This window comes from Yinghuangia soli, from assembly GCF_021502675.1.
Classification (GTDB): Bacteria; Actinomycetota; Actinomycetes; order Streptomycetales; family Streptomycetaceae; genus Yinghuangia; species Yinghuangia soli.
The window spans coordinates 145,012-169,771 of the sequence record NZ_JAKFHA010000011.1 but is presented as its reverse complement, the minus strand read 5'-3'; the positions used below and the strand labels follow the sequence as shown (position 1 = coordinate 169,771).

22 protein-coding genes are annotated in these 24,760 nt (G+C 71.8%); 9 read left to right on the top strand and 13 right to left on the bottom strand.

What is annotated here, in order from left to right; translation table 11 throughout:
- Positions 1-129 precede the first annotated feature (129 nt).
- From LZ495_RS44105 to hemL, 7 genes are all read right to left on the bottom strand, one after another.
- On the bottom strand, positions 130-825 hold the full coding sequence (locus tag LZ495_RS44105) for an SH3 domain-containing protein (protein ID WP_268823072.1): 696 nt from the start codon (positions 823-825) through the stop codon (positions 130-132).
- Positions 826-947: 122 nt separating this feature from the next.
- Entirely contained in the window at positions 948-2,033 is a 1,086-nt protein-coding gene (gene ccsB / locus LZ495_RS20130) for a c-type cytochrome biogenesis protein CcsB (protein ID WP_235053929.1), read from the bottom strand.
- A 90-nt stretch (positions 2,034-2,123) separates the two neighbouring features.
- Positions 2,124-3,836, bottom strand: coding sequence for a cytochrome c biogenesis protein ResB (resB, locus tag LZ495_RS20125; RefSeq protein WP_235053822.1), 1,713 nt, complete (start codon positions 3,834-3,836; stop codon positions 2,124-2,126).
- Position 3,837: 1 nt separating this feature from the next.
- A complete protein-coding gene (locus LZ495_RS20120) occupies positions 3,838-4,593 on the bottom strand; it encodes a cytochrome c biogenesis CcdA family protein (RefSeq protein WP_235053821.1) in 756 nt (251 codons plus the stop codon).
- Between the two features lie 4 nt (positions 4,594-4,597).
- Positions 4,598-5,191, bottom strand: coding sequence for a TlpA family protein disulfide reductase (locus tag LZ495_RS20115; RefSeq protein ID WP_235053819.1), 594 nt, complete (start codon positions 5,189-5,191; stop codon positions 4,598-4,600).
- A gap of 134 nt (positions 5,192-5,325) precedes the next feature.
- Positions 5,326-5,985, bottom strand: a complete 660-nt coding sequence (locus LZ495_RS20110) for a histidine phosphatase family protein (protein WP_235053817.1) — start codon at positions 5,983-5,985, stop codon at positions 5,326-5,328.
- A 54-nt stretch (positions 5,986-6,039) separates the two neighbouring features.
- Positions 6,040-7,368: a glutamate-1-semialdehyde 2,1-aminomutase gene (hemL, locus tag LZ495_RS20105; protein ID WP_235053816.1), complete on the bottom strand. Its 1,329-nt coding sequence runs from the start codon at positions 7,366-7,368 to the stop codon at positions 6,040-6,042.
- Between the two features lie 322 nt (positions 7,369-7,690).
- Between hemL and LZ495_RS20100 the strand changes: the two genes are divergently transcribed.
- From LZ495_RS20100 to LZ495_RS20080, 5 genes are all read left to right on the top strand, one after another.
- Positions 7,691-8,725 (top strand): hypothetical protein, encoded by a 1,035-nt coding sequence (locus tag LZ495_RS20100; protein ID WP_235053814.1) that lies wholly within the window; start codon positions 7,691-7,693, stop codon positions 8,723-8,725.
- Between the two features lie 218 nt (positions 8,726-8,943).
- On the top strand, positions 8,944-9,384 hold the full coding sequence (locus tag LZ495_RS20095) for a hypothetical protein (protein WP_235053813.1): 441 nt from the start codon (positions 8,944-8,946) through the stop codon (positions 9,382-9,384).
- A gap of 164 nt (positions 9,385-9,548) precedes the next feature.
- Positions 9,549-10,238: a TetR/AcrR family transcriptional regulator gene (locus LZ495_RS44570; RefSeq protein WP_284701861.1), complete on the top strand. Its 690-nt coding sequence runs from the start codon at positions 9,549-9,551 to the stop codon at positions 10,236-10,238.
- Complete coding sequence (locus LZ495_RS20085; protein WP_235053812.1) at positions 10,235-11,176, top strand: TauD/TfdA dioxygenase family protein; 942 nt, start codon at positions 10,235-10,237, stop codon at positions 11,174-11,176. Before LZ495_RS44570 ends, LZ495_RS20085 begins: the two co-directional genes overlap by 4 nt.
- A 107-nt stretch (positions 11,177-11,283) precedes the next feature.
- A complete protein-coding gene (locus LZ495_RS20080) occupies positions 11,284-12,492 on the top strand; it encodes a low temperature requirement protein A (protein WP_235053811.1) in 1,209 nt (402 codons plus the stop codon).
- 34 nt (positions 12,493-12,526) lie between these two features.
- Here LZ495_RS20080 and LZ495_RS20075 read toward each other — a convergent pair whose 3' ends face one another.
- The 5 genes from LZ495_RS20075 to LZ495_RS20055 form a co-directional block, all read right to left on the bottom strand.
- Positions 12,527-13,357 carry an SAM-dependent methyltransferase gene (locus tag LZ495_RS20075; protein WP_235053810.1) on the bottom strand — a complete coding sequence of 277 codons (831 nt, stop codon included), beginning with the start codon at positions 13,355-13,357 and terminating at the stop codon, positions 12,527-12,529.
- Positions 13,358-13,512: 155 nt separating this feature from the next.
- On the bottom strand, positions 13,513-15,144 hold the full coding sequence (locus LZ495_RS20070; RefSeq protein ID WP_235053809.1) for an acyl-CoA synthetase: 1,632 nt from the start codon (positions 15,142-15,144) through the stop codon (positions 13,513-13,515).
- Between the two features lie 2 nt (positions 15,145-15,146).
- A complete protein-coding gene (locus LZ495_RS20065; RefSeq protein WP_235053808.1) occupies positions 15,147-15,998 on the bottom strand; it encodes an SDR family oxidoreductase in 852 nt (283 codons plus the stop codon).
- Positions 15,995-16,678 (bottom strand): nitroreductase family protein, encoded by a 684-nt coding sequence (locus LZ495_RS20060; protein ID WP_235053807.1) that lies wholly within the window; start codon positions 16,676-16,678, stop codon positions 15,995-15,997. Before LZ495_RS20060 ends, LZ495_RS20065 begins: the two co-directional genes overlap by 4 nt.
- Before the next feature lie 64 nt (positions 16,679-16,742).
- Positions 16,743-17,873 carry a CaiB/BaiF CoA transferase family protein gene (locus LZ495_RS20055; protein ID WP_235053805.1) on the bottom strand — a complete coding sequence of 377 codons (1,131 nt, stop codon included), beginning with the start codon at positions 17,871-17,873 and terminating at the stop codon, positions 16,743-16,745.
- A gap of 195 nt (positions 17,874-18,068) precedes the next feature.
- Here LZ495_RS20055 and LZ495_RS20050 point away from each other — a divergent pair, with 195 nt between their 5' ends.
- The 3 genes from LZ495_RS20050 to LZ495_RS44100 all read left to right on the top strand — a co-directional run bounded on the left by LZ495_RS20050 (position 18,069) and on the right by LZ495_RS44100 (position 22,179).
- The gene (locus LZ495_RS20050) at positions 18,069-18,668 is read left to right on the top strand and encodes a TetR/AcrR family transcriptional regulator (protein WP_235053803.1); all 600 of its coding nucleotides are present in this window, start codon (positions 18,069-18,071) and stop codon (positions 18,666-18,668) included.
- A 118-nt stretch (positions 18,669-18,786) separates the two neighbouring features.
- Positions 18,787-19,962 carry a cytochrome P450 gene (locus tag LZ495_RS20045; protein ID WP_235053801.1) on the top strand — a complete coding sequence of 392 codons (1,176 nt, stop codon included), beginning with the start codon at positions 18,787-18,789 and terminating at the stop codon, positions 19,960-19,962.
- A 438-nt stretch (positions 19,963-20,400) separates the two neighbouring features.
- A complete protein-coding gene (locus LZ495_RS44100) occupies positions 20,401-22,179 on the top strand; it encodes a serine/threonine-protein kinase (RefSeq protein ID WP_308268418.1) in 1,779 nt (592 codons plus the stop codon).
- A 63-nt stretch (positions 22,180-22,242) separates the two neighbouring features.
- On the opposite strand, the gene LZ495_RS20030 is transcribed toward LZ495_RS44100, so the two are convergent.
- On the bottom strand, positions 22,243-23,439 hold the full coding sequence (locus LZ495_RS20030) for an RtcB family protein (protein WP_235053799.1): 1,197 nt from the start codon (positions 23,437-23,439) through the stop codon (positions 22,243-22,245).
- 485 nt (positions 23,440-23,924) lie between these two features.
- Here LZ495_RS20030 and LZ495_RS20025 point away from each other — a divergent pair, with 485 nt between their 5' ends.
- Positions 23,925-24,686, top strand: a complete 762-nt coding sequence (locus LZ495_RS20025) for a GIDE domain-containing protein (protein WP_235053798.1) — start codon at positions 23,925-23,927, stop codon at positions 24,684-24,686.
- Positions 24,687-24,760 lie beyond the last annotated feature (74 nt).

The window sequence follows — 24,760 nt, the reverse complement described above, 5'->3', positions numbered from 1 at the left end:
TGGCGGTCCCCCCCCCCCGGGGGGGGGCGCCCCGGGCCGGGGCCCCCCCCCCCCCCCCCCCCCCCCCCCGTTCCCGCGCCCGGACTCGCCCTGCGGACCGCAACGCAAGGACCGGGAGACTTCGCGCCTTCAGCGGCAGTACGGGACCAGGGTGGTGATGTCGGCCGAGGTGGCGAGCCAGCCGTCCGAGACGTAGCCGGTCCTCCCGCCCGGGAGAGCGATCTTGTTCCAGACCTCGGTGCTGCGGCCGGTGAAGGAGACCACGCTCGGGCCCGTCGTGTGGCACAGCACGGTGACCTTGGTGTTGTTCGGCAGCGTGGCGACCAGTCCTGAGCGCTGCGTGGGGGCCTCGCGCACCATCAAGGTGTACTGCTTCGCGTAGGCGACCGCGCGGTCGGCGGCCGGAGCCGGGTCCGGGGCCGAACTCGGTTTGGGCGGCTCGGGCTTGGCCGACGTGGGCGGCGGAGATTCGGGCGGCGCGGGTGTCCCGCCGCCGGGCCGCGGTGTAGGTGTGGTCGGCATTTCCGCCGAAGGCCCCGCCGCGGCCACCGCGGCCGGCTCGTTCGGCGGCAGCGAAGGCCCGGGCCGCGCGTCGGGCTGCGTGTGCGGCGAGCGGTCCGACGCCGTGCGTCCGGCGTCCTGCCCGACCAGGATGTCGGCCAGGATCCAGGCCACCACCGCCAGCACGACGAACACCACCGCGGCCGCGGCCTTCGACCCCGTGGCCCGCACCGCCCAGGCCACCGCCCGGGCACGCCGGCCGCGCAGCCTGCCGAGGCCGTCGGCCATGCGGGCACGGTGCCGCCCGCGTCCGGAATCGCTCATGGCGACCTCCCTGCGCGGACACGTCGAACTTCATCATCCCCGAAGGGAATTGATCCTTCCAACGGCGCACAGGGGGCGCGTGCCGGCACCCCCTGTGCGCGGCCTGCGGCAGCGAACGCGGCTCAGACGCCGCTGTACGAGTGCAGACCGTTGATGAACATGTTCACGCCGTAGTAGTTGAAGAGGAAGCACGCGAAGGCCAGCAAAGACAGGTAGGCCGCATTGCGCCCCTTCCACCCGCCGGTCGCACGCGCGTGCAGGTACGCCGCGTACGCCACCCACGTGATGAACGACCACGTCTCCTTGGGGTCCCAGCCCCAGTAGCGGCCCCACGCGTTCTCCGCCCACACCGCACCGGCCACCACCGCGAACGTCCACAGCGGGAAGATCAGCGCATTGACCCGGTACGCGGTCTTGTCCAGCGACGCCGGCGTCGGGATGCGCTCCATCACGGTGTCCCACGGCCGCCGCTTCGGGTCCTCGGCGCGCATGCGCTTCTGGTAGCTGTCCTTCATCAGGTACAGGATCGAGGCGAGCGCCCCGATGTGCAGCGCGCCGAACGACACGATCGCGGTCGAGACGTGGATCCACAGCCAGTACGAGTGCAGTGCCGGGACCAGCTGCTGCGTGTCGGTGTACAGCACGGTGACCGCGACGCCGAGCGTGGTGATGACCGGCAGCAGCACGAAGATGCCCAGCCAGCGCACCGGTCGGCGGGTCAGCAGGATGAGGAACGCCGCGACGACCATGAGGGCCACCGACGCGGAGAACTCGTACATATTGCCCCAGGGCGCGCGCTTGACCGCGAAGCCGCGGGCCAGCAGCGTGCCCGCGTGCAGCAGGAACGCCAGCACGGTCAGCGAGACCGCGATGCGCCCGAAGCGGTCGGACCGCTCGTCGCCGCCGGTCACGTCGCCGCCGTCGTCCGCCGCATCGCCGTCGTGGCCCGCATCGCGCACCACGACCACCGGGCGCTCCGCCAGCGCGACACTGCCGCCGCCCGCCGCACCCGCGGCCGGCTCGGCGGAACCGAACGCCGCGGCAAGCGTCGCGGCCGGGGCCACCGGTGCGGCCGCCTGCGCAGGCACCTCGACCGGCACCTCGTCCAGTGCCGCGGACTGCTGCGCGACCCGGCTGCGGCCGCCGAAGACCCACTCCGCGCAGAACGCGAAGAAGGCCAGCGTGTAGATCGCGATCGCCGAGTACATGAACCAGTTGCTCAGCTGCGCGAGGTTCTCGTTGACGGCGTTGACCGTCTCTGCGGCGTCGGCCGCTGCCGAGGTGATCGTGGGCACGCCTTAGTCCTCGTCCTTCTTGTCCGCGGCGACGCTCTTCGCGGCGCCTTCGGCTTCGGCTGACTTCGGCGCGGCCCCCGATGCGGGGCCGTCCGACGATGCGACAGGTGCCGAGGCCCGCAGGTCGTCCACGAGGGCTTGCACCTCTTGCCCCAGACCGCCGCCCTCGGTCCGGGTGAGTCCGGCGACCTCCACGACGGTACGCCCGTCCGGTCCGGCGGTCGCGCGCACCCACATGCGGCGGCGCCGCACGAACAGCGACAGCACCAGCCCGGTGATCGCGGCGATCACGCTGTACAGCGCGACCTCCTTGCCGGGCTCCTTGGAGATCTGGAAGTTCGCCCACGGCCGCACGCCGTCGAGCGTGATGGAGCTGCCGTCCGGCAGCACCTCGGTCTCGCCGGGCCTGAGCACCTGGGCCCAGGGCTGCCCGTCGTCCTTCTTGTACTGCTCCATGGCCTTGGTGTTCAGCCGGAACACCGACTGCGGGACGCCCGTGTCGATGCCGAGGCTGCCGTGGTACGCGGTCAGGATCAGCGCCGGGCTGTCCAGCGACGGGAAGGTGGAGAACCAGCCCTTGTTCGGGTCCAGCGAGACGGTCGGGGCGAAGATGCCGTCGAAGCCGATCTGCTGCACGCCCCGGCTGACGTCCGGCACCTTGATGACGCCGGTGGAGGTGCGGTTGCTGTCCTGCGGCAGGAACACCACCGGGCCCTGGTACGCGACCTTGCCCTTGGAGTCCTTCACCGTGATGTCCAGCGCATAACCGGTGCCGAGCAGGAAGACCTTCGTCCCCCCTATCTGCAGCGGCTCGTTGACCTTGATCTTGCCGGTCTTCGGCTTGCCGTCGACGCCCTGCCAGTACTCGACGGTCGCCTCGAAGTCGCGCGGCGCGCCCTTCTGGGTGCCGAGCCGCTCGAAGGTCTGGTCCAGCTTCTTGAGCTTGAAGCCGAACGCCTCCATCTCCTTCTCGTCGAACAGCGCGCCGGACTGGAAGTCGTCGTACTGCGTGAAGGAGTTGGCGAAGCCCTCGGGCGAGCCCTCCACCAGGATCTTGCCGCCCTGGCCCATGAAGAGCTTGCCGACCAGGAACGCGAGCAGCACGCCGATGAGCGCGATGTGGAAGACGATGTTGCCGGTCTCCCGCATGTAGCCCTTCTCGCCGGCCAGCGAGTCGGTGCTCGGGGCCAGCCGGAAGCGGCGCTTCTTCAGCTGCACGCGGGCGGCCGCCAGCACGTCGGCCGCGTCCGCGTCGGTCTCCCAGGTCGCGTACGCGGGCAGCCGCTCCATGTTGCGCGGCGCGGCCGGCGGCTTGGTGCGCAGCGCCTTGGAGTGCGCCCACGCGCGCGGCACGATGCAGCCGACCAGCGAGACGAACAGCAGGATGTAGATGGCCGCGAACCACCACGACGAGAAGACGTCGAACAGCTGCAGCTTGTCGTAGAACTCGGCCTTGCCCGGGTTGTTGCGGAAGTACTCGGAGACCTTGAACGGGCTGACCGACCGCTGCGGGATGAGCGAACTGGGGATCGCGGCAAGCGACAGCAGCAGGAGCAGGATCAGCGCGACACGCATCGAGGTCAGCTGCCGCCACATCCAGCGCAGCCAGCCGCGGGCGCCGAGCGCCGACTGCCCGGCGTCGTACTTGTCCGGCTGGGGAGCCGTGGACATGCCCGCGTCGGCGGCCTGCTTGTCGGCGTTGATGTCGATACTCACGTCAGATTCCGATCGTGTATCCGCTGACCCAGGTCTGCATCTCGCGGATGATGGTGTCCCAGATCCCGGTGACCATGAGCAGGCCGAGCAGGACCAGGAGTCCGCCGCCCAGGCGCATCACCCAGACGTAGTGGCGCTTGACCCACGCGAAGGCGCCGAGCGCCTTGCGGAACGCGAGCGCGGCCACCACGAACGGCACACCCAGGCCCAGGCAGTAGGCGACGGTGAGCACCGCGCCGCGGTTGGCGCTGGCCTGGTCGACCGAGAGGGTGAGCACCGCGCTCAGCGTCGGACCGATGCACGGCGTCCACCCGAGCCCGAAGAGCACGCCCAGCATAGGCGCGCCCGCCAGGCCCAGCGTCGGCTTCTTGTGGATGCGGAACTCCCGCTGCATGCCCGGGAGTACGCCCATGAACGACAGGCCGAGCACGATCGTGACCGCGCCCAGGACCCGCGTTATCGTCTTCTGGTGTTCGAGCAGCGTGTTGCCGAAGTAGCCGAACGCGGCCCCCATCGACACGAACACCGCGGTGAAGCCGAGCATGAACAGCAGCGCACCGGCGACCAGCCGCCCGCGGCGCGCGTCCTTCAGGTCGGCGCCGGACACCCCCGTCACGTACGACAGGTAACCGGGCACCAGCGGCAGCACACACGGCGAGAAGAACGAGACCAGGCCGGCGAGCAGCGCAAGCGGTATGGCGAGCAGGAGCGATCCGCTCGTCACCGTCGCGGTGGTGTCGGCGGCTGCGAGCAGCACCGGGTCAGCTCCCGTTCCGGGCGGTCTCGATCATCGAGAGCAGTTGCTCCTCGGTGACGGCCTGCAGGGCGCGGGCCGCGATGCGGCCTTCCCCGTCGATCACCAGCGTGCTCGGGATGGCCTGCGGGTTGAGGTTCCCGGTGAACTTGAGGATCTGCTTGCCCTCGGGGTCGAAGATGCTCGGGTAGGTGATCCCGAAACGGTCCTCGAACGCCTTCGCGTTGGTCTCCGATGCGTCCCGGGTGTTGATGCCCAGGAACGCGACCCCGGAGTCCTTCGTGCTGTCGTACACCTTCTGCAGGTTCGGCGCCTCGCCGCGGCACGGCGCGCACCACGAACCCCACACGTTGAGCACGACGATCTTGCCCTTGAGGTCGGCGAGCGCGAGCTCCTGCCCGTCCAGCGTCGTCCCCGCCACCTTCGGCGCGGCCTGCCGGTCCCCGACCGCGACTCTCTTGATGCCGGACCCCTCGACGTACCCCTGGCGGTCCCCGTCCGTGGCCTTGCCGCCCGAACTGCCGGACGTGCACCCGGCGAGGCCGATCACGGCGACGGCGACCAGCGCGGCAACGCGCTTCAGGGGGCTCTTCGAGAACATGTGAAAAGTTTCGCATGGGGTTCGGCGGGGGCCGCACCGGGTCCGCGGAAACACCTCCGGGTGGCGCTCCGTGTCAAGAGGATGACCGCGGAATGCCACCCGGGTTGGATGTTTTGTCCGTTTATGACCGGAATTTACGCGCCGAACTGCTTGGCCTGCTTGAGGAGTTTCGCGGGCAGCAGGTCGCGCGCCGGTTCGGTGTAGCCGACCGAGACGATCTTGTCGCCCTCGTACGTGAAGGTGGTCAGCGACGCGAGCGAGCACTGCCGCTTGCGCGGGTCGTGCCACAGGCGGCGGCGCTCCACGAACGAGCGGGTCACCCAGATCGGCAACTGGTGGCTCACGCACACCGCCTCGTGGCCGCGGGCCAGGTCGCGGGCCCGGCCCAGGGCGCCCATGACGCGGACGACCTGCTCGATGTACGGCTCGCCCCAGGACGGCTTGAGCGGGTTGCGCAGGTACTTCCAGTACTCCGGCTTGCGCAGCGAACCGTCGCCCACCCCGAAGGTCTTGCCCTCGAAGATGTTCTCCGCCTCGATCAGCCGGTCGTCGGTGGCCACCTCCAGGCCGTGCCGGGCCGCGATCGGCGCCGCGGTCTCCTGGGCCCGGTCGAGGGACGACGCCACCACGTGCGTGATGTCGCGCGAGGCGAGGTGGTCGGCGACCCGCTCGGCCATCTTCACGCCGAGTTCGGACAGGTGGTAGTCGGGGAGCCGCCCGTACAGGACGCCCTCCGGGTTGTGCACCTCGCCGTGGCGCATGAGGTGAACGATCGTCACATCACTGCTGGACATCGTCGGTTGCTCTCCTGTGCGGTCCATCGGTCGGCAGGTGGCGGGAGCGCCGGGTCACGCGGTCGCCCGGGCCGCGGCGCGGGCCGCCCCCGGCAGCGCCTCGAGAATACGTTCGACGGCGGCATCGTCGTGCGCCGCGGACAGGAACCACGCCTCGAAGGCGCTCGGCGGCAGGTACACGCCCGCGTCCAGCATCGCGTGGAAGAACGCCGAGTAGCGGAACGCCTCCTGGGTCCGCGCCTGGTCGTAGTCGGCCACCGGGTTCTCGGTGAAGAACACCGAGAACATGTTGCCCGCGTTCGACACGGTGTGCGCCACGCCTTCCTTGGCGAGCGCCTCGGAGACCGCGGAGCGCAGCACCAGCGAGGTGCGGTCCAGGTGCTCGTACACCGCGTCGGTGCAGTGCCGCAGCGTGGTGACGCCGGCCGCGGTCGCCACCGGGTTCCCGGACAGCGTGCCCGCCTGGTAGACCGGGCCCGCCGGGGCCAGGTGCGCCATGACGTCCGCGCGCCCGCCGAATGCCGCCGCGGGGAAGCCGCCGCCCATGACCTTGCCGAAGGTCAGCAGGTCGGGCGTCACTCCCTCGACCCCGAACCAGCCCGCCTTCGACACCCGGAAACCGGTCATGACCTCGTCGGAGACGAACAGCGCGCCGTGCGTCCGGCACAGCTCGGCGATGCCCGCGTTGAAGCCGGGAGCCGGGGTGACCACGCCCATGTTGCCGGGCGCCGCCTCGGTGATCACGCAGGCGATCTCGTCGCCGTGCGCGGCGAACACGGCCCGCACGGCTTCGAGGTCGTTGTACGGCAGCACCAGCGTGTCGCCGGCCTGCGCGCCGGTGACGCCGGGGGTGTCCGGCAGCGCGAAGGTGACCAGGCCGGAGCCCGCCGCGGCCAGCAGCGAGTCGACGTGGCCGTGATAGCAGCCGGCGAACTTGACGATCTTGGCCCGGCCGGTGAAGCCGCGGGCCAGCCGGATCGCCGACATGGTCGCCTCGGTGCCCGAGGTGACCAGCCGCACCTGCTCGACCGGGGCGATGCGCGCCACGATCTCCTCGGCCAGTTCGACCTCGCCCTCGCCCGGCGTGCCGAAGGACGTGCCGCGCGCGACCGCGGCGGTGACCGCCTCGACCACGGCGGGGTGCGCGTGCCCGAGGATCATCGGCCCCCACGAGCACACCAGGTCGACGTACTCGCGGCCGTCGGCGTCGGTGAGGTACGGGCCGCGCCCGGACGCCATGAAGCGCGGTGTCCCGCCGACCGCGCGGAAGGCGCGGACCGGGGAATTGACACCGCCGGGCGTCACCGCGCGGGCCCGGTCGAACAGGGCCTGCGACGCGGGGGCATCGGAGGGATAGGACGGGAGGTCACTGACTGCGCTCACCCGGCCATCGTCTCACTGCGCGCCCGGACATCAGGCCGCAGATGCCCGCGAGAGCGCGCGTCGACGGTCAGGCGGTCGGATGTCGGGAAAATCGGCCGCAAGGCGGAGTCGAGCCGGTCGGACCGGCCGGTATTATCAGACGATCCGTCACCTGCCGCCTCGTGAGTCCCACACTCCCCGCGGCGGTGCGGCTGCGGGGTCAGGGCAGCGGTTCTTCAGGGCAGGCGGGGTACGCGTGGCGGCGAGTACGCGGGCGGGCCGACGGTCCGGCGCACGAGTGTGGCCCGGGTCGGCCGCGGCATTGTCCGCGGCGGTCGTCGCGGTGGCATTGACGGCGAGCGGCTGCTCGTCCTCCGACGATGCCAAGAACGACCCCAGGAGCGACTCCACCGCCACCGGCGGCACGCCGGGCCCAGGCGCCTCGGGCACCGCGGGCGGCAGCACCCCGGCCGGGCTGACCGGCGCCCTCGGCCGCATCGCGGCCACTCCGGCGGCGAAGGCGTACCTGGAGTACGCCGACCTCGCCGCCCTGCGCGCGGCCAACGGCGGCACCGACCCGGCCGGGCCCTACGGCCGCCTCTTCGGCATCGGCTTCCCCGCCCTGGTCAATTCGGTACGCGAAGTCCCCGCGGCGTACTCCTTCGACCCCATGCGGGCGGACCGCGCCTGGAGCGCCGGGCTCGCCCCCGACTCCGCAAGCGTGCTGATCGGCGCGTTCGACACCAAGGCCGTCGAAGGCGCGCTCGTCGAAGCCGGCGGCGCCAAGGAGCCTTCGCCCGGCGCCGGCACCACCTGGCGGACCGCCCCCGACGGCGCGGTCGACCTGCAGTCGGCGAAACTCCCGGGCGTGCTCGCCGCGTTCAACGTGGTGCGCCTCGCGGACGACCGCATCGTGCACGGCCCTTCGGCGGCCACGGTGAACGCGGTCGACGCCGGCGGCGCGGACACCCTCGGCAACAACGGCCCCCATCGCGTCCTGGCCGACTGCCTCGGCGAGACGCTGGTCGCGGTGATCGCCGCCCCCGGCACGCAGAAGCCCGCCCCGGTCGCGGCGCCGCTCACCGCCGTCGGGGTCCGCGGCGCGAAGGGCGAGGCGCCCACCGAGGTGCTGTGCGTACCGGCCCGCGACGCCGCCGCAGCCGAGCAGGCGGCCGGCAAGCTGCGCACCGAACTGGCTCAGGGCGTCCGGCCGGACGGCCGCCCGTGGGCCGACGTCCTCGCGGACGTCCGGGTGGAGACGGTCGGCACGACGGTGCGGGTCACCGCGCACCCGGCCGGCTCGCGTCCGGCCGGGGTGCTCCACCAGGCTTTGCTGCAAGGCGCCTTGCCCGACATGTCGAGCCTGGGAGGGTCCTGACGCCCCATGGGAAATGCCGGTTCCCGACAAGGACGAGTGGTGCACACCTGTTACCTAACCACCGTGCCTCCGGTACGGCCGACCTGGGACGATCATCTGCGGGTCGCGTACACGCGCAGTCGGAGCGCCCGCCCCCGGGACACCCACGCAGCACGGCACCACGAGCACGGGCACGAGTACGGGTACGAGCACAGCGGAAGCACGAAAGGAGGCGGCCGGTGGGAGTGACGTACGAGTACTTCGGCGCGCCCGACCGTGCGTCCGCCGCCCGGGTCCCCCCGCTCATCGACCCGCTGGATCCGTGCGAGCCGCGCGAGCGGCCCAGCAACTCGTACATCAGCAACGTCAAGCCCGAGACGGTCAGCGCGATGGTCCTGTCGCTGCTCGGCGACACCCCGCGCGAGTCGACCCCGCCGCTCGAACTGGTGGTGCTGCACCCGGCGCATGCCGTCATGCAGCTGCCGCCGATACTGCTCGAGGTGCTGCGCAACGCCACCGACGAGGAGTTGGGCGCGGCCGCGTTCATCTGGTCGACGGTGCCGGACCGCCGCATCCCGCGGGACGCGTACCTGCTGTACCGGATGCTGCACGACTGGACCGCGTTCGCCCATGAACTGCACCGGGCCGGCGACCAGTTGTACTGCCTGATGCATTCCTGACGCACAGCCGGCGCATCAGCCGGACCGCTGCACCGCGACCTGCCGACACGTGTCGCACGAGGCGCTTCCCCTCCGGGGGGAGCGCCTCGACTGCGTTCCGGACCCGGCATATTCCCTCGACTAACCCACTTGAGTTATTAACCCACCTGACTTAACGTGCCGTCATGACAGTGGAGACGGCGGCCAATCCGGGCCGCGGGGCGGCCGCCCGGCTGAGCATGATCGAGGTCGCCGAGCGGCTGTTCGCCGAACGCGGCGTCAACGGGGTGTCGCTGCGCGAGATCGGCACCCAGGCCGGGCAGCGCAACACCGCGGCCGCCCGCTACCACTTCGGCTCCAAGGAAGCGCTGGTGGACGCGGTGTTCCGGTTCCGCATGGAACCGGTCAACGAACGCCGCCTGGCCATGCTCGCCGAGCTGGACCGGACCGGCCGCGGCACCGAACTGCGCGGCCTGGTCGAGGCCTTCCTCATGCCGCTCGCCGAGACCCTGGGCGAGCCCGGCCGGCCCAGCTGGTACCTGCGCTTCTGCATCAACGCCGGACTCCTGGAGGGCATCGCGGCCACCGACCTGGCCCGCGAGGAGTGGACCGCCGGCGTGCACACCGTCCGCACCCGCATCGACGCGCAGCTCGGCCACCTGCCGCCGCCGCTGCGCGCGGACCGCTGGGGCCTCCTGGCCGGCTACCTCGCGCACGCCCTCGCCAACCGCGAGACGTTCATCCAGTACGGCCGGGCCGGCGGCCTCACGCCGCGCCCGGCATTCCTGTCCCACCTCGTCGACACCGCAGTCGCCCTCGTCGCCGCACCCGTCTCCCCCGAGACCGCGGCCCGCCTGCCCCGGAGGACACCGTGAGCACGACCACCGAGCACGCCGCAGACACCGCAGCCGGCACCGCAGCCGAACTCGGCCTGGACATAAGCCCCATGGCCGGACACATAGGTGCCGAGATCCTCGGCGTCGACCTCTCCCGGGACCTCACTCCCGGGCTGGTCGCCGAGATCCGCGCCACCCTGCTCAAGTGGAAGGTCGTCTTCTTCCGCGACCAGGACATCACCCAGGCCCAGCACCTGGCGTTCGCCAAGGCCTTCGGCGAGCCGACCAAAGCGCACCCCACGCTGCCGTCGCAGTTCCCCGACTACCCCGAGATCCTGCTGCTCGACAATCAGCAGATGGGCGGCGGAGGGGGCATGGGCGGCGGGGGTTCGGTGGAGAGCCGCTGGCACACCGACGTCACCTTCATCCCGAACCCGCCGATGGGCTCGATCCTGCGCGGCGTCGTGGTCCCCCCGTACGGCGGCGACACCCAGTGGACCAACCTCGCGGTCGCCTACGACCGGCTCTCGCAGCCGATCAAGGACGTCATCGACGGCCTGCACGCCGTGCACCACAACACCCTGCCGATGAAGCGCGGCGAACTCCCCGGCCGGCTCGCGAAGGTGTTCCTCGGCGACGGGCTCCGCTCGGTCCACCCGGTGGTCCGCGTGCACCCGGAGACCGGCGAGAAGATCCTCTTCGTCAACCCGAACTTCACCAGCCACATCCTCGAACTCACCCGCAACGAGGGCCGGCACCTCCTCGCGCTGCTCTACGAGCACCTGCAGGACGCCGAGTTCACCGTGCGGTTCCGCTGGCAGCCGGGCAGCATCGCGTTCTGGGACAACCGCGCCACCGCGCACCTGGTGCCCACCGACGTCCCGGCCGGCATGCACCGCTCGATGCAGCGCATCACCATCGCGGGCGACCTCCCGCAGGGCCCCGACGGTTTCACCTCGCACGCCCTCGAAGGCTGACCGGCGCGCCGCCCATCCCTGAAGGGCGGCCCAGGCGGTGCGGGGTACGGGACGACGACCCCTGCGTACCCCGCACCGCAGCGCGCTCCCCGCCGGATAATGACGCCGTGACCCTCTCCAAGTCCGGCCCGGCCGAAGCCGTGCAGTCCTCGGAACGCGTCTCCACCCTCGAACTGTTCTTCGACCTGGTCTTCGTCTTCACCGTCACCCAGCTCACCGCGGCCATCGCGCACGACCTTGACCTGACCGGCATATCCCGCATGGTCGTCATGCTCGCCGTCATCTGGTGGATGTACAGCGGGTACGTGTGGCTCACCAACGCGGTCCCGCCCGACACCGCGCTCCGGCGGTGCCTGCTGATGGTGGGCATGACCGGGTTCCTGGTCGTGTCGCTCGCCATCCCGCACGCGTTCGTCGACAACGACAGCGCCACCGCCTTCGGCTGGGGCTACCTGGTCGTCACCCTCGTGCACACCGCGATGTTCGCGGTGTCCGGCGCGTCCCGGGCCGCGATCGCCCGCATCGCACCGTTCAACATCGGCAGCGCGGTCCTGGTGGTGCTCGGCGCGTTCCTCACCGACCTGCCGCAGATCGCCATGTGGGCGGCCGCCGCGACCCTGCAGATCGTCGCGCCGCATCTGACCGACGCCATGAAGTTCCCGCTGACCGCCCGGCACTTCGTGGAACGCCACGGCCTGGTGGTGGTCATCGCGCTGGGCGAGTCGGTCATCGCGATCGGGGCCGGCGCGCAGCTCCTGGACCTGGACCTCACCCTCATCGCCACCGCGGTGCTCACCATCATGTTGGCGTTCGCGCTGTGGTGGGCGTACTTCGGCACCGACGACGAGGCGCACACCGTGGCCCGCATGGAGGCGCTGCCGCCGCGGCAGCGCAATCTGCGCGCCCTGACCGTGTACGGGTACGGGCACTACGCGCTGCTGCTGGGCATCCTGCTGTTCTCGGCGGGCGTCAAGAGCGCCGTCGCGCATCCCGCGGACCGGCTGGACGCCGCGCAGGCCTGCGCGCTGGCCGGCGGGCTCGCGCTGTTCCTGGCCACCAACGTGGCGACCCGGCTCACCTTCGGGATCAGCCCGAACCGCTACCGGGTGGGCGCCGTCCTGTCGCTGGCGGCCACCATCCCGCTCGGCATGCTCGCCTCCGCGCTCGCCGAAGTCGCCGCGATCGTCGCGGTGTTGACGGTGGCCGGGGTCATGGAGGAGCAGCGCTACCCGGACCCCGACCCGGAAGCGGGCGCGGCCGGGACCGGCGAGCCGCCCGCCGCCACAGGCGAGGTCCGCCGGTGGCGGCGGGGCTGAACAGCCTTGCCCTGCCGCGGATTTCCGAAACGGATCAGGCCTTGCGGGCGATGCCGCCGAGCAGCAGCTTCTGGGCCGGGGTGAGCGGTTCGGCGACCGCACCGTCCGGCCGCCAGTAGGGCACCGTCACGATGCCCGGCTCGACCACCTCCAGCCCGCCGAAGAACGCCTCGATCTCCTCGCGGCTGCGGAACCGCCCCGAGTCGTGCGCCCCGTGCAGCTCCTCCTCCACCGCGGTCGCCTCGGGCGAGCCGTTCGCATGGAAGTGGGTGAGGAACAGGTAGCTCCCGGACGGCAGCGCGTCCAGGTACGCCCGGACGATCCCCGCCGGGTCGTCGTCGTCCGCCATGTGGTGCACGATCGCCACCATCATGAGCGCCACCGGCCGCGAGAAGTCGATCAGTTCGCGGACCTCGGGCAGGTTCAGGACGGCCTTGGGCTCGCGCGCGTCCGCGGTGACCACCCGGGTCCGGGAGTTCTCCGCGAGGATCGCGCGCCCGTGCGCGAGGACGATCGGGTCGATGTCGACGTACACGACCGACGCGTCCGGGTTGTGGCGCTGCGCCACCTGGTGCGTGTTCTCCGCGGACGGCAGGCCCGAACCCAGGTCCAGGAACTGGTCGATGCCCTGCTCCACCAGGAACTTCACGCCGCGCGAGAGGATGCGCCGGTTCTCCAGCGCGCCCTCGCGGATGTCCGGCACCCGTGCGAACAGCTGCGCGGCGGCCTGCCGGTCGACCTCGAAATTGTCCTTGCCGCCCAGGGCCGCGTCGTACACCCGGGCGATGCTCGGCCGGGTGACGTCGATGCCCTGCGGGATCCACCCCTGGACGGGGTCCGTTCCGTTCGGTTCCTGCGCGTTCACGGGTTCCCCCTTATGCCGGCCCGTGCGGCCGACCGCGGTGACGGCATGGTCCGGCGCTCCGCTCGCCGCCGGAATAGTACCCGGCCAACCGGTCGGAGCGCCGAACTGCCGTTCGCCTCAAGGGGACCTGCGGACGAATCCCGGCCCTGCCGGAACTACCCTCCGGCCGCCGCCTTCTCCGCGGCTTGCGCGGCAACTTCCTTGGCCCACCGGTAATCCGGCTTCCCGGCCGGCGAACGCGGCACCGCGTCCACCACCACCAGGTCGCGCGGCACCTTGTAGCCGGCGATCCGGGTGCGGCAGTGCTCGGACAGCTCGGCGAGCGTCACCGCATGGCCCTCGCGTACCGAGGCCACCGCCGCGACCCGTTCGCCGAACCGCGCGTCCGGGACGCCGACCACGACCACGTCGTACACCGCGGCATGCGCCTTCAGGACGCCCTCGACCTCTTCCGGGAAGACCTTCTCGCCACCGGTGTTGATGCACACCGAACCGCGGCCGAGCAGCGTGACCGTCCCGTCGTCCTCCAGCCGCGCGTAGTCGCCGGGCACGACCCAGCGCACGCCGTCCGGGTCCACCGGGAACGTCGCCGCGGTCTTCTCCGGGTCCTTGTAGTACCCGACCGGGATGTAGCCGGTACGGGCCAGCCGCCCCGACTCCCCCGGCCGGACCGGCCGCAAGTCGTCGCCCAGAACCGCGGTGTTCGGCCGCATCGGGAACCGGCCGTCCGCGTTCTGCGCACTGCCCGCCCCGAACTCCGAGGCGCCGAAGCCGTCCGAGATGTACAGCCCGGGGACCAGGCCGCGCAGCTGCTCCTTGACCGCCGGGGACAGCAGCGCACCGCCCGAGCCGACGACCCGCAGGCTCGCCACGTCGTAGCCGCCGCCCGCCAGTTCGTCCGCGATCGGCCGGGCCATCGCATCGCCGACCAGCATCATGGTCGCGGCCCGCTCGCGCTCGACGGTCCGCAGGATCTCCGCCGGGTCGTACCGCAGACCGGTCCACAGCACCGCCGTACCGGCGTTGACCAGCGTGATCCAGGTGACCCACTGGCCGTTGCCGTGCATCAGCGGCGTGGTGAGCATCTGCACCAGCGGCGGCGTGTCCGCCTTCTTCGCCAGCTCCTCGGGGTCGGATATCGGCTCGCCGCCGAAGTTCCCGCCGCCGAGCGCACTGCAGAAGATGTCCTCCGAACGCCACTCGACGCCCTTCGGGAACCCGGTCGTGCCGCCCGTGTAGACCATGTACCGGTCGTCCGCGGACCGCGGCCCGAAGTCCCGTGCCGAGGAAGCCTCGGCGAGCAGGCGGTCGCCGTCCGCGAACCGGGCGAGTCCGGCCGCGACCTCCGCGGCGGGCGCACCCGCACCGCTGTCCAGCGTGAACACCGCGGCCAGCAGCGGCGCGTCGGCGCCGACCGCGGCCACCTTCGGCAGGTACTCGTCCTCGACGACCAGCGCCTTGATGTCCGCATTGCGCAGGACGTACAACAACTCGTCTTCGACATAGCGGTAGTTGATGTTGATGGGCACGGTGCGCGCCTTGAACGCCCCGACCATCGCCTCCAGCCACTCCGACCGGTTGCGGGCGTAGATGCCCACATGGTCGCCCGGCCCGAGGCCCGCCGCGAGGAACGCGTGCGCATAGCGGTTCGCGCGCTCGTCCAGCTCCCGGTACGTCAGCCGCACCTCGCCGGCCACCAGCGCAAGCCGGTCCGGACAGGCGTCCGCCACGATCTCGAAGAGGTCCGCAAGGTTGAACGTGCGGAGCCCCGCCACCCCGGCGGCCATGGTCAGCCCTCCTCGGCGACCAGGCCGCGCAGCCCGTCCGGGCCGAACAGCGGCTCCAGGACACTGCTGAAGTCCGGTCCGCGGCGCAGGTGGTGGCCGCCGTCCACGTTGATGACCTGGCCGGTCAGCCACGTCGACTCCGGGCCCACCAGGAACGCGGCCAGCGCCGAGATGTCCTCGGTCTCGCCGAACCGGCCCAGCGGCGTGCAGGCCAGGTAGTCCTCCAGCAGCGGACCGCCGTCGGTGATCATCTGCACCATGTCGGTGCGCACCAGGCCGGGCCGGATGCTGTTGACCCGCACCCCGCTCGCGCCCAGCTCGTCCGCGGCCAGCTGCACCAGGTGGTCGATGCCGGCCTTGGACACGCCGTACGCGCCGAACCAGCGGTGCGTGTTGGACGACGCGACCGAGGAGATCGCCACGAACGAGCCGCCTCCGCCGCGGACCATGTGGCGCGCGCTGTGCTTGAGCACCAGCATCGTGCCGGTGATGTTCAGCTCGACCGTGTCGCGCCACTTCTGCGTGTCGATCTGGGTGATCGGGCCCATCGTCGAGTTGCCGCCCGCCGACGCCACGACCGCCTTGAGCGGGCCGAGCGAAGCGGCCTGGTCGATGGCGGCCTTGGCCTGCTCCTCGTTCGTGACGTCGGCCACCGCATAGCCGACCTGCACGCCCGGCGCCGCGACCTTCTCGATCTCGGCGACCGCGCCCTTGAGCCGGTCCTCGCTGCGGCCCGCGATCGTCACGTGGGCACCGTCCGCCGCGAAGCGCAGCGCACAGCCCAGGCCGATGCCGCTGCCGCCGCCCGACACGAACGCCGCGCTGCCCGCCAACGGAAGCTGGGTGGTGGTCACTTGCGGTCTCCTTCAGTGGTGGGGGCCGGCCACAGCGGGGCCGGGATCTCGAAGCCGACCGGGGTGCCCCAGCCGTTGCGGTAGGCGACCTCGTGCGCCGACGTGCGCGGCGCGACCGCCCAGCGGCCGGTCGGGTAGCCGAACGACACGCAGCACGCCATGTGCCAGCCCTCGTCGGCCGGCACGCCGAGGATGCGCGACACGTCCTCGCGGTGCCAGATGCCCAGCACCGCGGTCAGCGCCGAGCCGACGCCCTCGGCGCGGGCCGCGAGCTGCGCGCTCCACACCGACGGGAAGATCGAACCGCCGGTCGAGTCGTGCTGGTTGAAGCCGAACAGGAACATCGGGACCTGCTCGAAGTTGTCGGCCAGCCACTGCGAGGAGTTCTTCACCCGCATGAACTGCTTCGACTCCGCCGACTCCGGGTCCGCCTCGGCGGCCGCGATCTTGGCGGCGTAGATGGTCTGCCACAGCTTGCCCATGGCCTCCCGGTACAGCGGCCCCAACTGCGCCTTCACGCCCGGGTCGTCGACCAGCAGGAAGCGCCAGGTCTGGGCGTTGCCGCCGCTGGGCGCGCGCACCGCGGCGTCCAGGATGCGGGCCTGCACGTCCTCGGGGATGGGGTCCGGCTTGACCCGGCGCATCGCCCGGGTCGTGTACAGCGCCTCGTGGATGTCCATACTTCTCCTCAGCTCGTGCTCTGGCCGGTGCCCGGGGCGGGCCCGCGGACCGGCGCGGCGCCCGTCAGACGACGGCGCCGGACTCCCGCAGGGCGGCAATCTCGCCGGCCGCCAGACCCCACGCGGCGAGCGCCGCATCGGTGTCGCCGCCGTCCTCCGCCGGACCCGGGTTCAGCGGGCGGGCCGGCACCCCCGCGGGCGTGCCGCCGAACCGCGGCGCGGGGGCCGGCTCGGGCAGGCCGTCGATGTCGCGGAACGTGCCGCGCGCCTGGTGGTGCGGGTGCGCGGGCGCCTCGGCCGGGGACAGTACCGGCGCGAAGCACGAGTCGGTGCCCTCCAGGAGTTCGCACCACGCGTCGCGGTCCCGGGTCGCGAACACCTCCGCCAGCCGCGCCTTCATGGCCGGCCACGCGGTGCGGTCGTACTGCTTCTCGAACGCCGGGTCCTCGGACAGGCCGAGGCGGGCCAGGAGTTCGGCCCAGAAGTGCGGCTCGATCGAGCCGACCGCGACGAACTTCGCGTCCGCGGTCTCGTACACGTCGTAGAACGGCGCGCCGCCGTCCAGCAGGTTCGTGCCGCGCGGGCCCAGGCCGCCGTTCGCCGCCATGGTGAACCACGTCGCGCCCAGCACCGCGGCGCCGTCGATCATCGCCGCGTCGACCACCTGGCCGCGGCCCGTGCGGGTCGCCGACAGCAGGGCGCTGACCAGGCCGTACGCCAGCAGCAGACCGCCGCCGCCGAAGTCCCCGATCAGGTTCAGCGGAATGCTCGGCGGCTGCCCGGCCCGGCCGATCGGCTCCAGCATGCCGGCCAGCGCGATGTAGTCGATGTCGTGCCCGGCGGCCTTCGCCAGCGGGCCCTCCTGGCCCCAGCCGGTCAACCGGCCGTACACCAGCTTCGGATTGCGCTCCAGGCACACGTCCGGGCCCAGCCCCAGGCGCTCCATCACGCCCGGCCGGAACGGCTCGATCAGCGCGTCCGCCTCGCCCGCCAGGCGCAGCGCCGCGGCCACGCCGTCCGGCGACTTGAGGTCGACCGCCGCGGAGCGCTTGCCGCGGTTCATCGGGTTCCGGGACGGACCGTCGAAGCCCTTGCGCGCCGCATCCGCACGGTCCAGGCGCAGCACGTCCGCACCCAGGTCGGCGAGCAGCATGCCGCAGAAGGGCCCGGGGCCGAGGCCCACGAACTCCAGCACGCGTATGCCTGCAAGAGGTCCGGTACGGGCGCCCTGCGCCGCGCCGTCCGGAGAAGTCGCCGGAGAAGTCGCCTGCCCCACAATGCCTCCTGGCCTGGCTCCTGGAGCCTTAGCTTTCGCGGTTGAGACACGTGCACTCGATCTGACGAGACGTCAGACTAGACTTCAGTCTCATCCGGAGGCAAGATCACACCCATGGCTCCGTCGGAAACCACCATCACCCTCACCCGCGCCCTCACCCGCGACCAGCAGGCGCGGCGCGAACGCCTGGTCAGAGCGGCCCTCGACCTGGCCGCCGAGGGCGGCTACGCCTCCGTGACCATGCACGACGTCGCGGACCGCGCCGGAGTGGCTCGGGCCACGGTCTACCGCTACTTCACCTCCAAGGACCACCTCCTCAGCGAGGTCTCCGCCCTGTGGATCGGCCAGGTCATCGACGACCTGACCAGCCGTCACCTCCCCGAGGACCCCGGCGGCCGGCTCGCCGACATGCTCTGCCGCCTGGTCCAGGTCAGCGCCGAGAACCGGCTGCTCACCGAGGCGATCCTGCAGGCCGCGACCTCTCCGGACCCGTCCGCCGAGGCCTCCCACCAGACCTTCCAGGGCACCATCCAGCGCATCACCGACACCGCCCTCGGCATCCCCGCCACGGACGCCGAACGCGACCACATCCGCGACCTGCAGACCGTGCTCGGCCACATCCTGCTCTCCGGTCTGCTGAGCCTGTCGCACCGCGGCCGCAGCACCGACGAAGTCCAGGACCTGATGCGCACCGCCGTACGGCTCGTGCTCTAGACCCGCCGCGGCCCCGGCCGCAGCCCCCGACGCCGCACCACCGCGCCCGCCCCGCGCCGCCCCGCGGGCCGCGCCCCGACACGACACGTGACACCGCAAACGCCACGGAGGCCCGACCATGACTGAGCCCGAGCGCCGCATACACCTGCTCGACCGCGACTGGTACGCGGGCGACCCGTACGCCGACTACGCCTGGCTGCGCGAGAACGCCCCCGTCTACTACAGCGAGGAAGCCGGCGTCTGGGGCCTCACCCGGCACGCCGACGTCTCCTTCGCCGAGCGCAACCCGGAGATCTTCTCCTCGGCGCAGGGCTCCCGCCCCAAGGTCGGCCCGCAGCCCTCCATGATCGACTCGGACGACCCGCAGCACTACCGGCGCCGCAAGCTCGTCTCCAAGGGCTTCACGCCCCGGCAGATCAACGCCATGGAAGAGCACGTCCGGGAGATCGTCACCACCCTCATCGCCCGCATGCTCGCGCAGCCCGAGCGCCGCGCCGACCTCGTCGCGCAGTTCGCCGCACCGCTGCCGATGACCATGATCGGCGAGATGCTCGGCGTCGACCACGACCACCTCGACCAGCTCCAGCACTGGGCCGACGTCATGGTCATGCTCTCCGACGGCGGCGAACTCAGCTACAAGGCCGGCGAAGCCTTCACCGAATACGTCGAATACACCACCAAGGTCATCGAGAGCCGCCGCGCGAACCCCGGCACCGACGACCTCATCGGCATCCTCGTACACGCCGAAATCGAAGGCGAGAAGCTCGACTTCAGCGAACTCATCGGCGAATCCCTGCTGCTCCTGGTCGGCGGCAACGAGACCACCCGCAACGTCATCTCCGGCGGCCTCGCGCAACTCATCGCGAACCCCGCCCAGATGGAGCGCCTGCGCACCGACCCCTCGCTCATCCCGTCCGCGGTCGAGGAATGCCTGCGCTGGGTCTCCCCCGTGGTCAACATGGCCCGGCACACCACCCAGGACGTCGAACTGCACGGCGTCACCATCCCGGCCGGCGAGACCGTCATGCTCCTGTACGGCGCCGCCAACCGCGACCCCGAGGTCTTCGCCGAGCCCGAGGCCTTCGACGCCTTCCGCACCCCCAACAACCACATCGCATTCGGCAACGGCCCGCACTTCTGCCTCGGCTCCTCGCTCGCCCGCCTGGAGATTCGGGTCGCCTTCGAGGAGATCCTCAAGCGCCTGCCCGACCTGGCCCTCGTGCCCGGCACCGAACTGCGCCACAACCCCAGCTCGTTCATCCGCGGCCTCGCGGACATGCCGGTCACCTACTGACCGGCGCCCCACCGGCCCCGGACGGCGGCGGTGCACGCGGGTAACGGGAGCACCCGTACACCGCCGCCGTCCGGCACCACACCACAGCCTGCAGCAACTCCGCAGCCCGCAGACGCACCACCCCGGGATCTTCGTCCTGCTCGACACCCTCGCCGCCGACGCCGCGCTGCCGGCCGCCGGGCTCTGGGCGTTCTTCATGGACAACTTCACCCTGGCCGGCGTCTCCTGCATGGGCGACGACTCCCCCGCCGATCCGCCGGAATGCTCCTGGTAAGCCCGCCGCACCCCGTACGCCGTAGTCTCGCCCCGGGGCGAACCGCCGGATCGCCTCCGCGCGTCCACGCCAAGTGGATCGGGTCCGCATCAGGACATCGGCCGCCGGGCCGACGGGAGACCCGGCACGGCAACCGGCCGGCGAGGGGTGAGGAGGTATTCCACGTGCGAGCACTGGAGCGCGACGACCCGCAGCAGATCGGCAGCTACCGCATCCTGCGGGTCCTCGGCAGCGGCGGCATGGGCCGCGTCTACCTGGGCCGCAACCCCGGCGGACGCACCGTCGCGGTCAAGGTCATCCGCCCCGACCTCGCGCACGACGAAGGCTTCCGCTCCCGCTTCGGCCGCGAAGTCGCCGCCGCCCGCCGGGTCGGCAGCCAGTGGACCGCACCCGTCCTCGACGCCGACACCGAATCCGACCGCCCCTGGCTGGTCACCGCCTACGTGGCCGGCCCTTCGCTGTACCAGGCCGTCGAACGCCACGGCACTCTGCCGGTGTCCTCCGTCCGCGCCCTCGGCGCCGGTCTCGCCGAAGCCCTCCTCGCCATCCACGGCACCGGGCTCATCCACCGCGACCTCAAGCCCGGCAACGTCCTGCTCTCCCTGGACGGCCCCCGCGTCATCGACTTCGGCATCGCCCGCGCCCTCGACGCCAGCGTGCACAGCCGCACCGGCTCCACCATCGGCTCGCCCGGCTACATGTCGCCCGAGCAGATCGACGGCCGCGACATCGGCCCCGCCACGGATGTCTTCTCGCTCGGCTCGCTGCTCTCCTTCGCGGCAAGCGGCGAGACCGCCTTCGGCAGCGGCAACGCCCAGTCCCTGATGTACCGCATCGTCGCGCAGGAACCCCGACTCGACGGCGTACCACTGGCCTTGCGCGACCTCGTGGCCGCCTGCCTGGCCAAGTACCCGCCCAACCGGCCCTCCCCGCGCGAGATCCTGGACGCCCTCGCCCCGGTCGGCGCCGCCGCCCTGGTCCTCGACAGCTGGCTGCCCAACGACCTCACCACGGACCTCAGCCGCCGCGCCGTCGCCCTCCTCGACATCGAGGACTCCGACGCCGAAGAGACCTCCGGCTCCGGCCTCTTCGCGGTCCCGGACCTGCCCAGCCCGCACACCGAGACCCCCTCGGCGCAGTCCGGCCCCCTGCTGTCCTGGAGGCCCCCGCACGCCGAGACCCCCTCGATGCACTCCGGCCCCCGGCCATCCTGGCGGCCCCCGCCGCCTCCCGCCCCGGCGTTCGCCACGTCCGGCGGCCCCATAGAGGCAGCCCCGCAGTCCCTCCCGCACGACACCCCCGCTGCCGCCCGCGGCATCGGGGCCGTCCCCCTGCACCGCCGCCGCTGGTTCCCCGTCGCCGCCGCGCTCACCGCCGTCGCCGTCGCCCTGGGCCTCTTCTTCGCGCTGCGCGACACCGACGGCGACACGAGCAAGAACACTGCCGACTCCGCCGGCAGCGCGGGCACCGGCGGCACTCCGACCGCCCTGCCCACCCCCACGGATCAGGCGTCCGACGACCCCGGCAAGGCCGTTCCACCCGCCACCGGCGCCAAGTCCGCATCCAGCTCCACCGACAAAGTCCCGGCCGGCTACGTCGGCACCTGGACCGGCACCATCACCAGCGTCGGCGGCAAGGCCAGCGACTTCACCCTCACCATCGCAGCAGCCCCGAACTCCAAGGGCGTCGTCGCCACGACCGCCGCCTTCGTCCCCGTCGCCAACGTGACCTGCACCGGCGACGCGTACCTCGTCTCCGCATCCGCCACCGAGGTGGTCGTCCAGGACATCCCCGGCAGCCGCCCCCAGCCGAGCCTCCTCGGCATGCCCCTCTGCACCTCCGGCGGCCGGACCAAGGCCCGCCTCCAAAGCGACGGCACCCTCAAAGTCGAACTGACCGTCTCCGACTCCGGCAACCCCACCGGCACCCTCACCCGCAAGTAGCCGCGGGAACAGACGTGAGGGGCAGGAGACTTCAGTCTCCTGCCCCTCACACCGTGCTGCGGTTCAGCCCTTGACGCAGACGACCTGCTTCAGCTCGGCCACGACCTCGACCAAGTCCTCCTGCTGGCGCATGACCTGCTCGATGTCCTTGTACGCCGACGGGATCTCGTCGACCACGCCGTCGTCCTTGCGGCACTCGACGCCTGCGGTCTGCGCGGCGAGGTCCTGCTTCGTGAAGCGCTTCTTCGCCTGGTTCCGGCTCATCTTGCGGCCGGCGCCGTGCGAAGCGGAGTTGAACGACCGGGTGTTGCCCAGCCCGCGCACGATGTAGGAACGCGTCCCCATCGAGCCCGGGATGATGCCCAGGTCCCCGCTGCCCGCGCGGATCGCGCCCTTCCGGGTGACCAGCAGGTCCACCCCGTCGTACGTCTCCTCGGAGACGTAGTTGTGGTGGCAGCTGATCGGCTCGTCGAAGGTCACCTTCGCCTTGCGGAACTCGCTGCGCACGACCTGCTGGAACAGCGCCATCATCACGGCGCGGTTCCGCGCCGCGTACTCCTGCGCCCAGAACAGGTCCGAGCGGTACGCCTGCATCTCCGACGTCTTCGCCATGAAGACCGCCAGGTCGCGGTCGACCAGGCCCTGGTTGTGCGGAAGCGCGCGGGCGATGTTGATGTGGTACTCGGCCAGTTCCTTGCCGATGTTGCGCGAGCCCGAGTGCAGCATGAGCCACACCGAATCGGACAAATCTACGCATACCTCAGCAAAATGATTGCCGCTGCCAAGCGTTCCGATCTGTCGGACCGCACGGTCGCGGCGGAACTTCACCGCGTCGGCGACGTCGTCGAACCGGTCCCAGAAGTCGTCCCAGCCGGCCGCGGACAGCCCGTACAGCTTCGCCGGGTCGACCGCCTGGTCGTGCAGGCTCATCCCGACCGGGATCGCCGCCTCGATCCGGCTGCGCAGCTTGGACAAGTCGTCCGGGAGGTCGGCGGCAGTCAGCGACGTCTTGACGGCGCTCATCCCGCAGCCGATGTCAACGCCGACCGCCGCCGGGCAGACCGCGTCCTTCATCGCGATGACCGAACCGACCGTCGCGCCCTTCCCGAAGTGCACGTCGGGCATGACCGCGAGGCCGTGCAACCACGGGAGGGTGGTCACGTTGTGCAGTTGCTGCATGGCCTGGCTCTCGACTGCGGCCGGATCGGTCCACATGCGGATCGGCACGCCGCGCGCGCCGGGAACCTCGGTGTACGTCATGGTTCTTCTCTACTCCACTCAACGTCGTATGCGTCTGTGCCACGTCCGCGCAGGGGCGGTGGTGGACCGTGGCGGTCCGAAGAGTCGGGGGTCGGGGCAAGCAGCGGCAGGGCTTGGCGGCGAGGGGCCGTCCCGGCCGGGGGCCGGAGGGTGCACCCGGCTCGGCCGGGGCGGCCCCTCCATGCGGCCGCCGTGGGATGGCGGCCGCGGAAAGGAGCGGAACGGGGTTACCTGCGTCGGGCCGGGGCGCCGCACCTGCCGGCGGAGCCTTGGCCTTGCTCGCGGAACCGCACCGGACCGCTCCTTTCCTGGCAGCGCGGCTTCTTCGGAGGTGGTCCGGAGCCGCGCGGGCTTGTCGTTGACTTCCCCTATCAAGCCATGCGGCCGCGGGGCCCGCAAAGGGTTTTCGGCGGCCGTGGGCCGGGGCCACGAAGGCGTGAAGATCGCCGTGACACCTCGGAGGGCGCCGCGTATGTTGGGGACACATGGTCGCTCTCGGGGTCATCGCGTTGGTTGTCGCCATGGTGTGTGCGGCGATGGGCCGACTGGGCTCCCGCGCCTCCCGCTTGGCGGCGGTGACCTGCGCGGATCTGGTCCGGCACGAGGGCCGCGCGATTGTCTCCGGGGTGGTCGAGCCGCTGCCCGACGGGCTGGTGTACGCGCCGGTGTCGGGCCGTTCCTGCGTGTGGTTCACCAGCACGGTGGTCGAGCACTGGGTCGAGCACGACCGGGACCGGGTAAGGGACTTCGACGGCGACGGGCTGCTGCACCGGACCGAGATGCGGCCGGCCCGGCGGGGCCGCAGCCGGGCCGAGACCAGGACGTCCGCACGGGCTTTCCTGCTGCGCGACGAGACCGGGTCGGTGGTGGTGGAGCCGGCCGGGCTGCGCGCGGACCGGCTGCCCGCGTCGGTGTCGGACAGTGTGGACGGCTCGGGCCCGGCGGTGCCGCCGGGTGTGCTGACCGTGGATTTCGCGGCGGGCGCCGGGCGTTCGCGGCGGTCGTCGCGGTATGAGCGGTCCGAGACCGTGCTGGTGCCGGGCGAACGGGTGTTCATCTGCGGCCAGGTGCTGCTCCGCCGGGACGGCACCGCGGTGCTGGGCGGGCGGGACCTGACCGTGTCGCGGCGTCCGCCGACGGCCTGCTCGGCGCGGAACCGCCTTCGGCAGCGCGGCGGTTGGCTGGCCGGGATGGCCTGCGGGCTGATCGGCGTGGCGGCGCTGCTGGCCGGTTCGGCCCGGCATTAGGCGTACGGAACGCGGGGGGGGGCGGGGCGGGGGGGGCGGGGCGCGGGCGGGGGGGGGGGGGAGCGCGGGGGGCT

What these genes read in the sequence shown, in the direction of transcription:
- LZ495_RS44105 (WP_268823072.1), bottom strand. Translation starts at nt 825, where the DNA reads ATGAGCGATTCCGGACGCGGGCGGCACCGTGCCCGCATGGCCGACGGC.
- ccsB (WP_235053929.1), bottom strand. Translation starts at nt 2,033, where the DNA reads ATGTACTCGGCGATCGCGATCTACACGCTGGCCTTCTTCGCGTTCTGC.
- LZ495_RS20115 (WP_235053819.1), bottom strand. Translation starts at nt 5,191, where the DNA reads ATGTTCTCGAAGAGCCCCCTGAAGCGCGTTGCCGCGCTGGTCGCCGTC.
- LZ495_RS20110 (WP_235053817.1), bottom strand. Translation starts at nt 5,985, where the DNA reads ATGTCCAGCAGTGATGTGACGATCGTTCACCTCATGCGCCACGGCGAG.
- LZ495_RS44570 (WP_284701861.1), top strand. Translation starts at nt 9,549, where the DNA reads ATGACAGTGGAGACGGCGGCCAATCCGGGCCGCGGGGCGGCCGCCCGG.
- LZ495_RS20070 (WP_235053809.1), bottom strand. Translation starts at nt 15,144, where the DNA reads ATGGCCGCCGGGGTGGCGGGGCTCCGCACGTTCAACCTTGCGGACCTC.
- LZ495_RS20060 (WP_235053807.1), bottom strand. Translation starts at nt 16,678, where the DNA reads ATGGACATCCACGAGGCGCTGTACACGACCCGGGCGATGCGCCGGGTC.
- LZ495_RS20050 (WP_235053803.1), top strand. Translation starts at nt 18,069, where the DNA reads ATGGCTCCGTCGGAAACCACCATCACCCTCACCCGCGCCCTCACCCGC.
- LZ495_RS20045 (WP_235053801.1), top strand. Translation starts at nt 18,787, where the DNA reads ATGACTGAGCCCGAGCGCCGCATACACCTGCTCGACCGCGACTGGTAC.
- LZ495_RS20030 (WP_235053799.1), bottom strand. Translation starts at nt 23,439, where the DNA reads ATGACGTACACCGAGGTTCCCGGCGCGCGCGGCGTGCCGATCCGCATG.
- LZ495_RS20025 (WP_235053798.1), top strand. Translation starts at nt 23,925, where the DNA reads ATGGTCGCTCTCGGGGTCATCGCGTTGGTTGTCGCCATGGTGTGTGCG.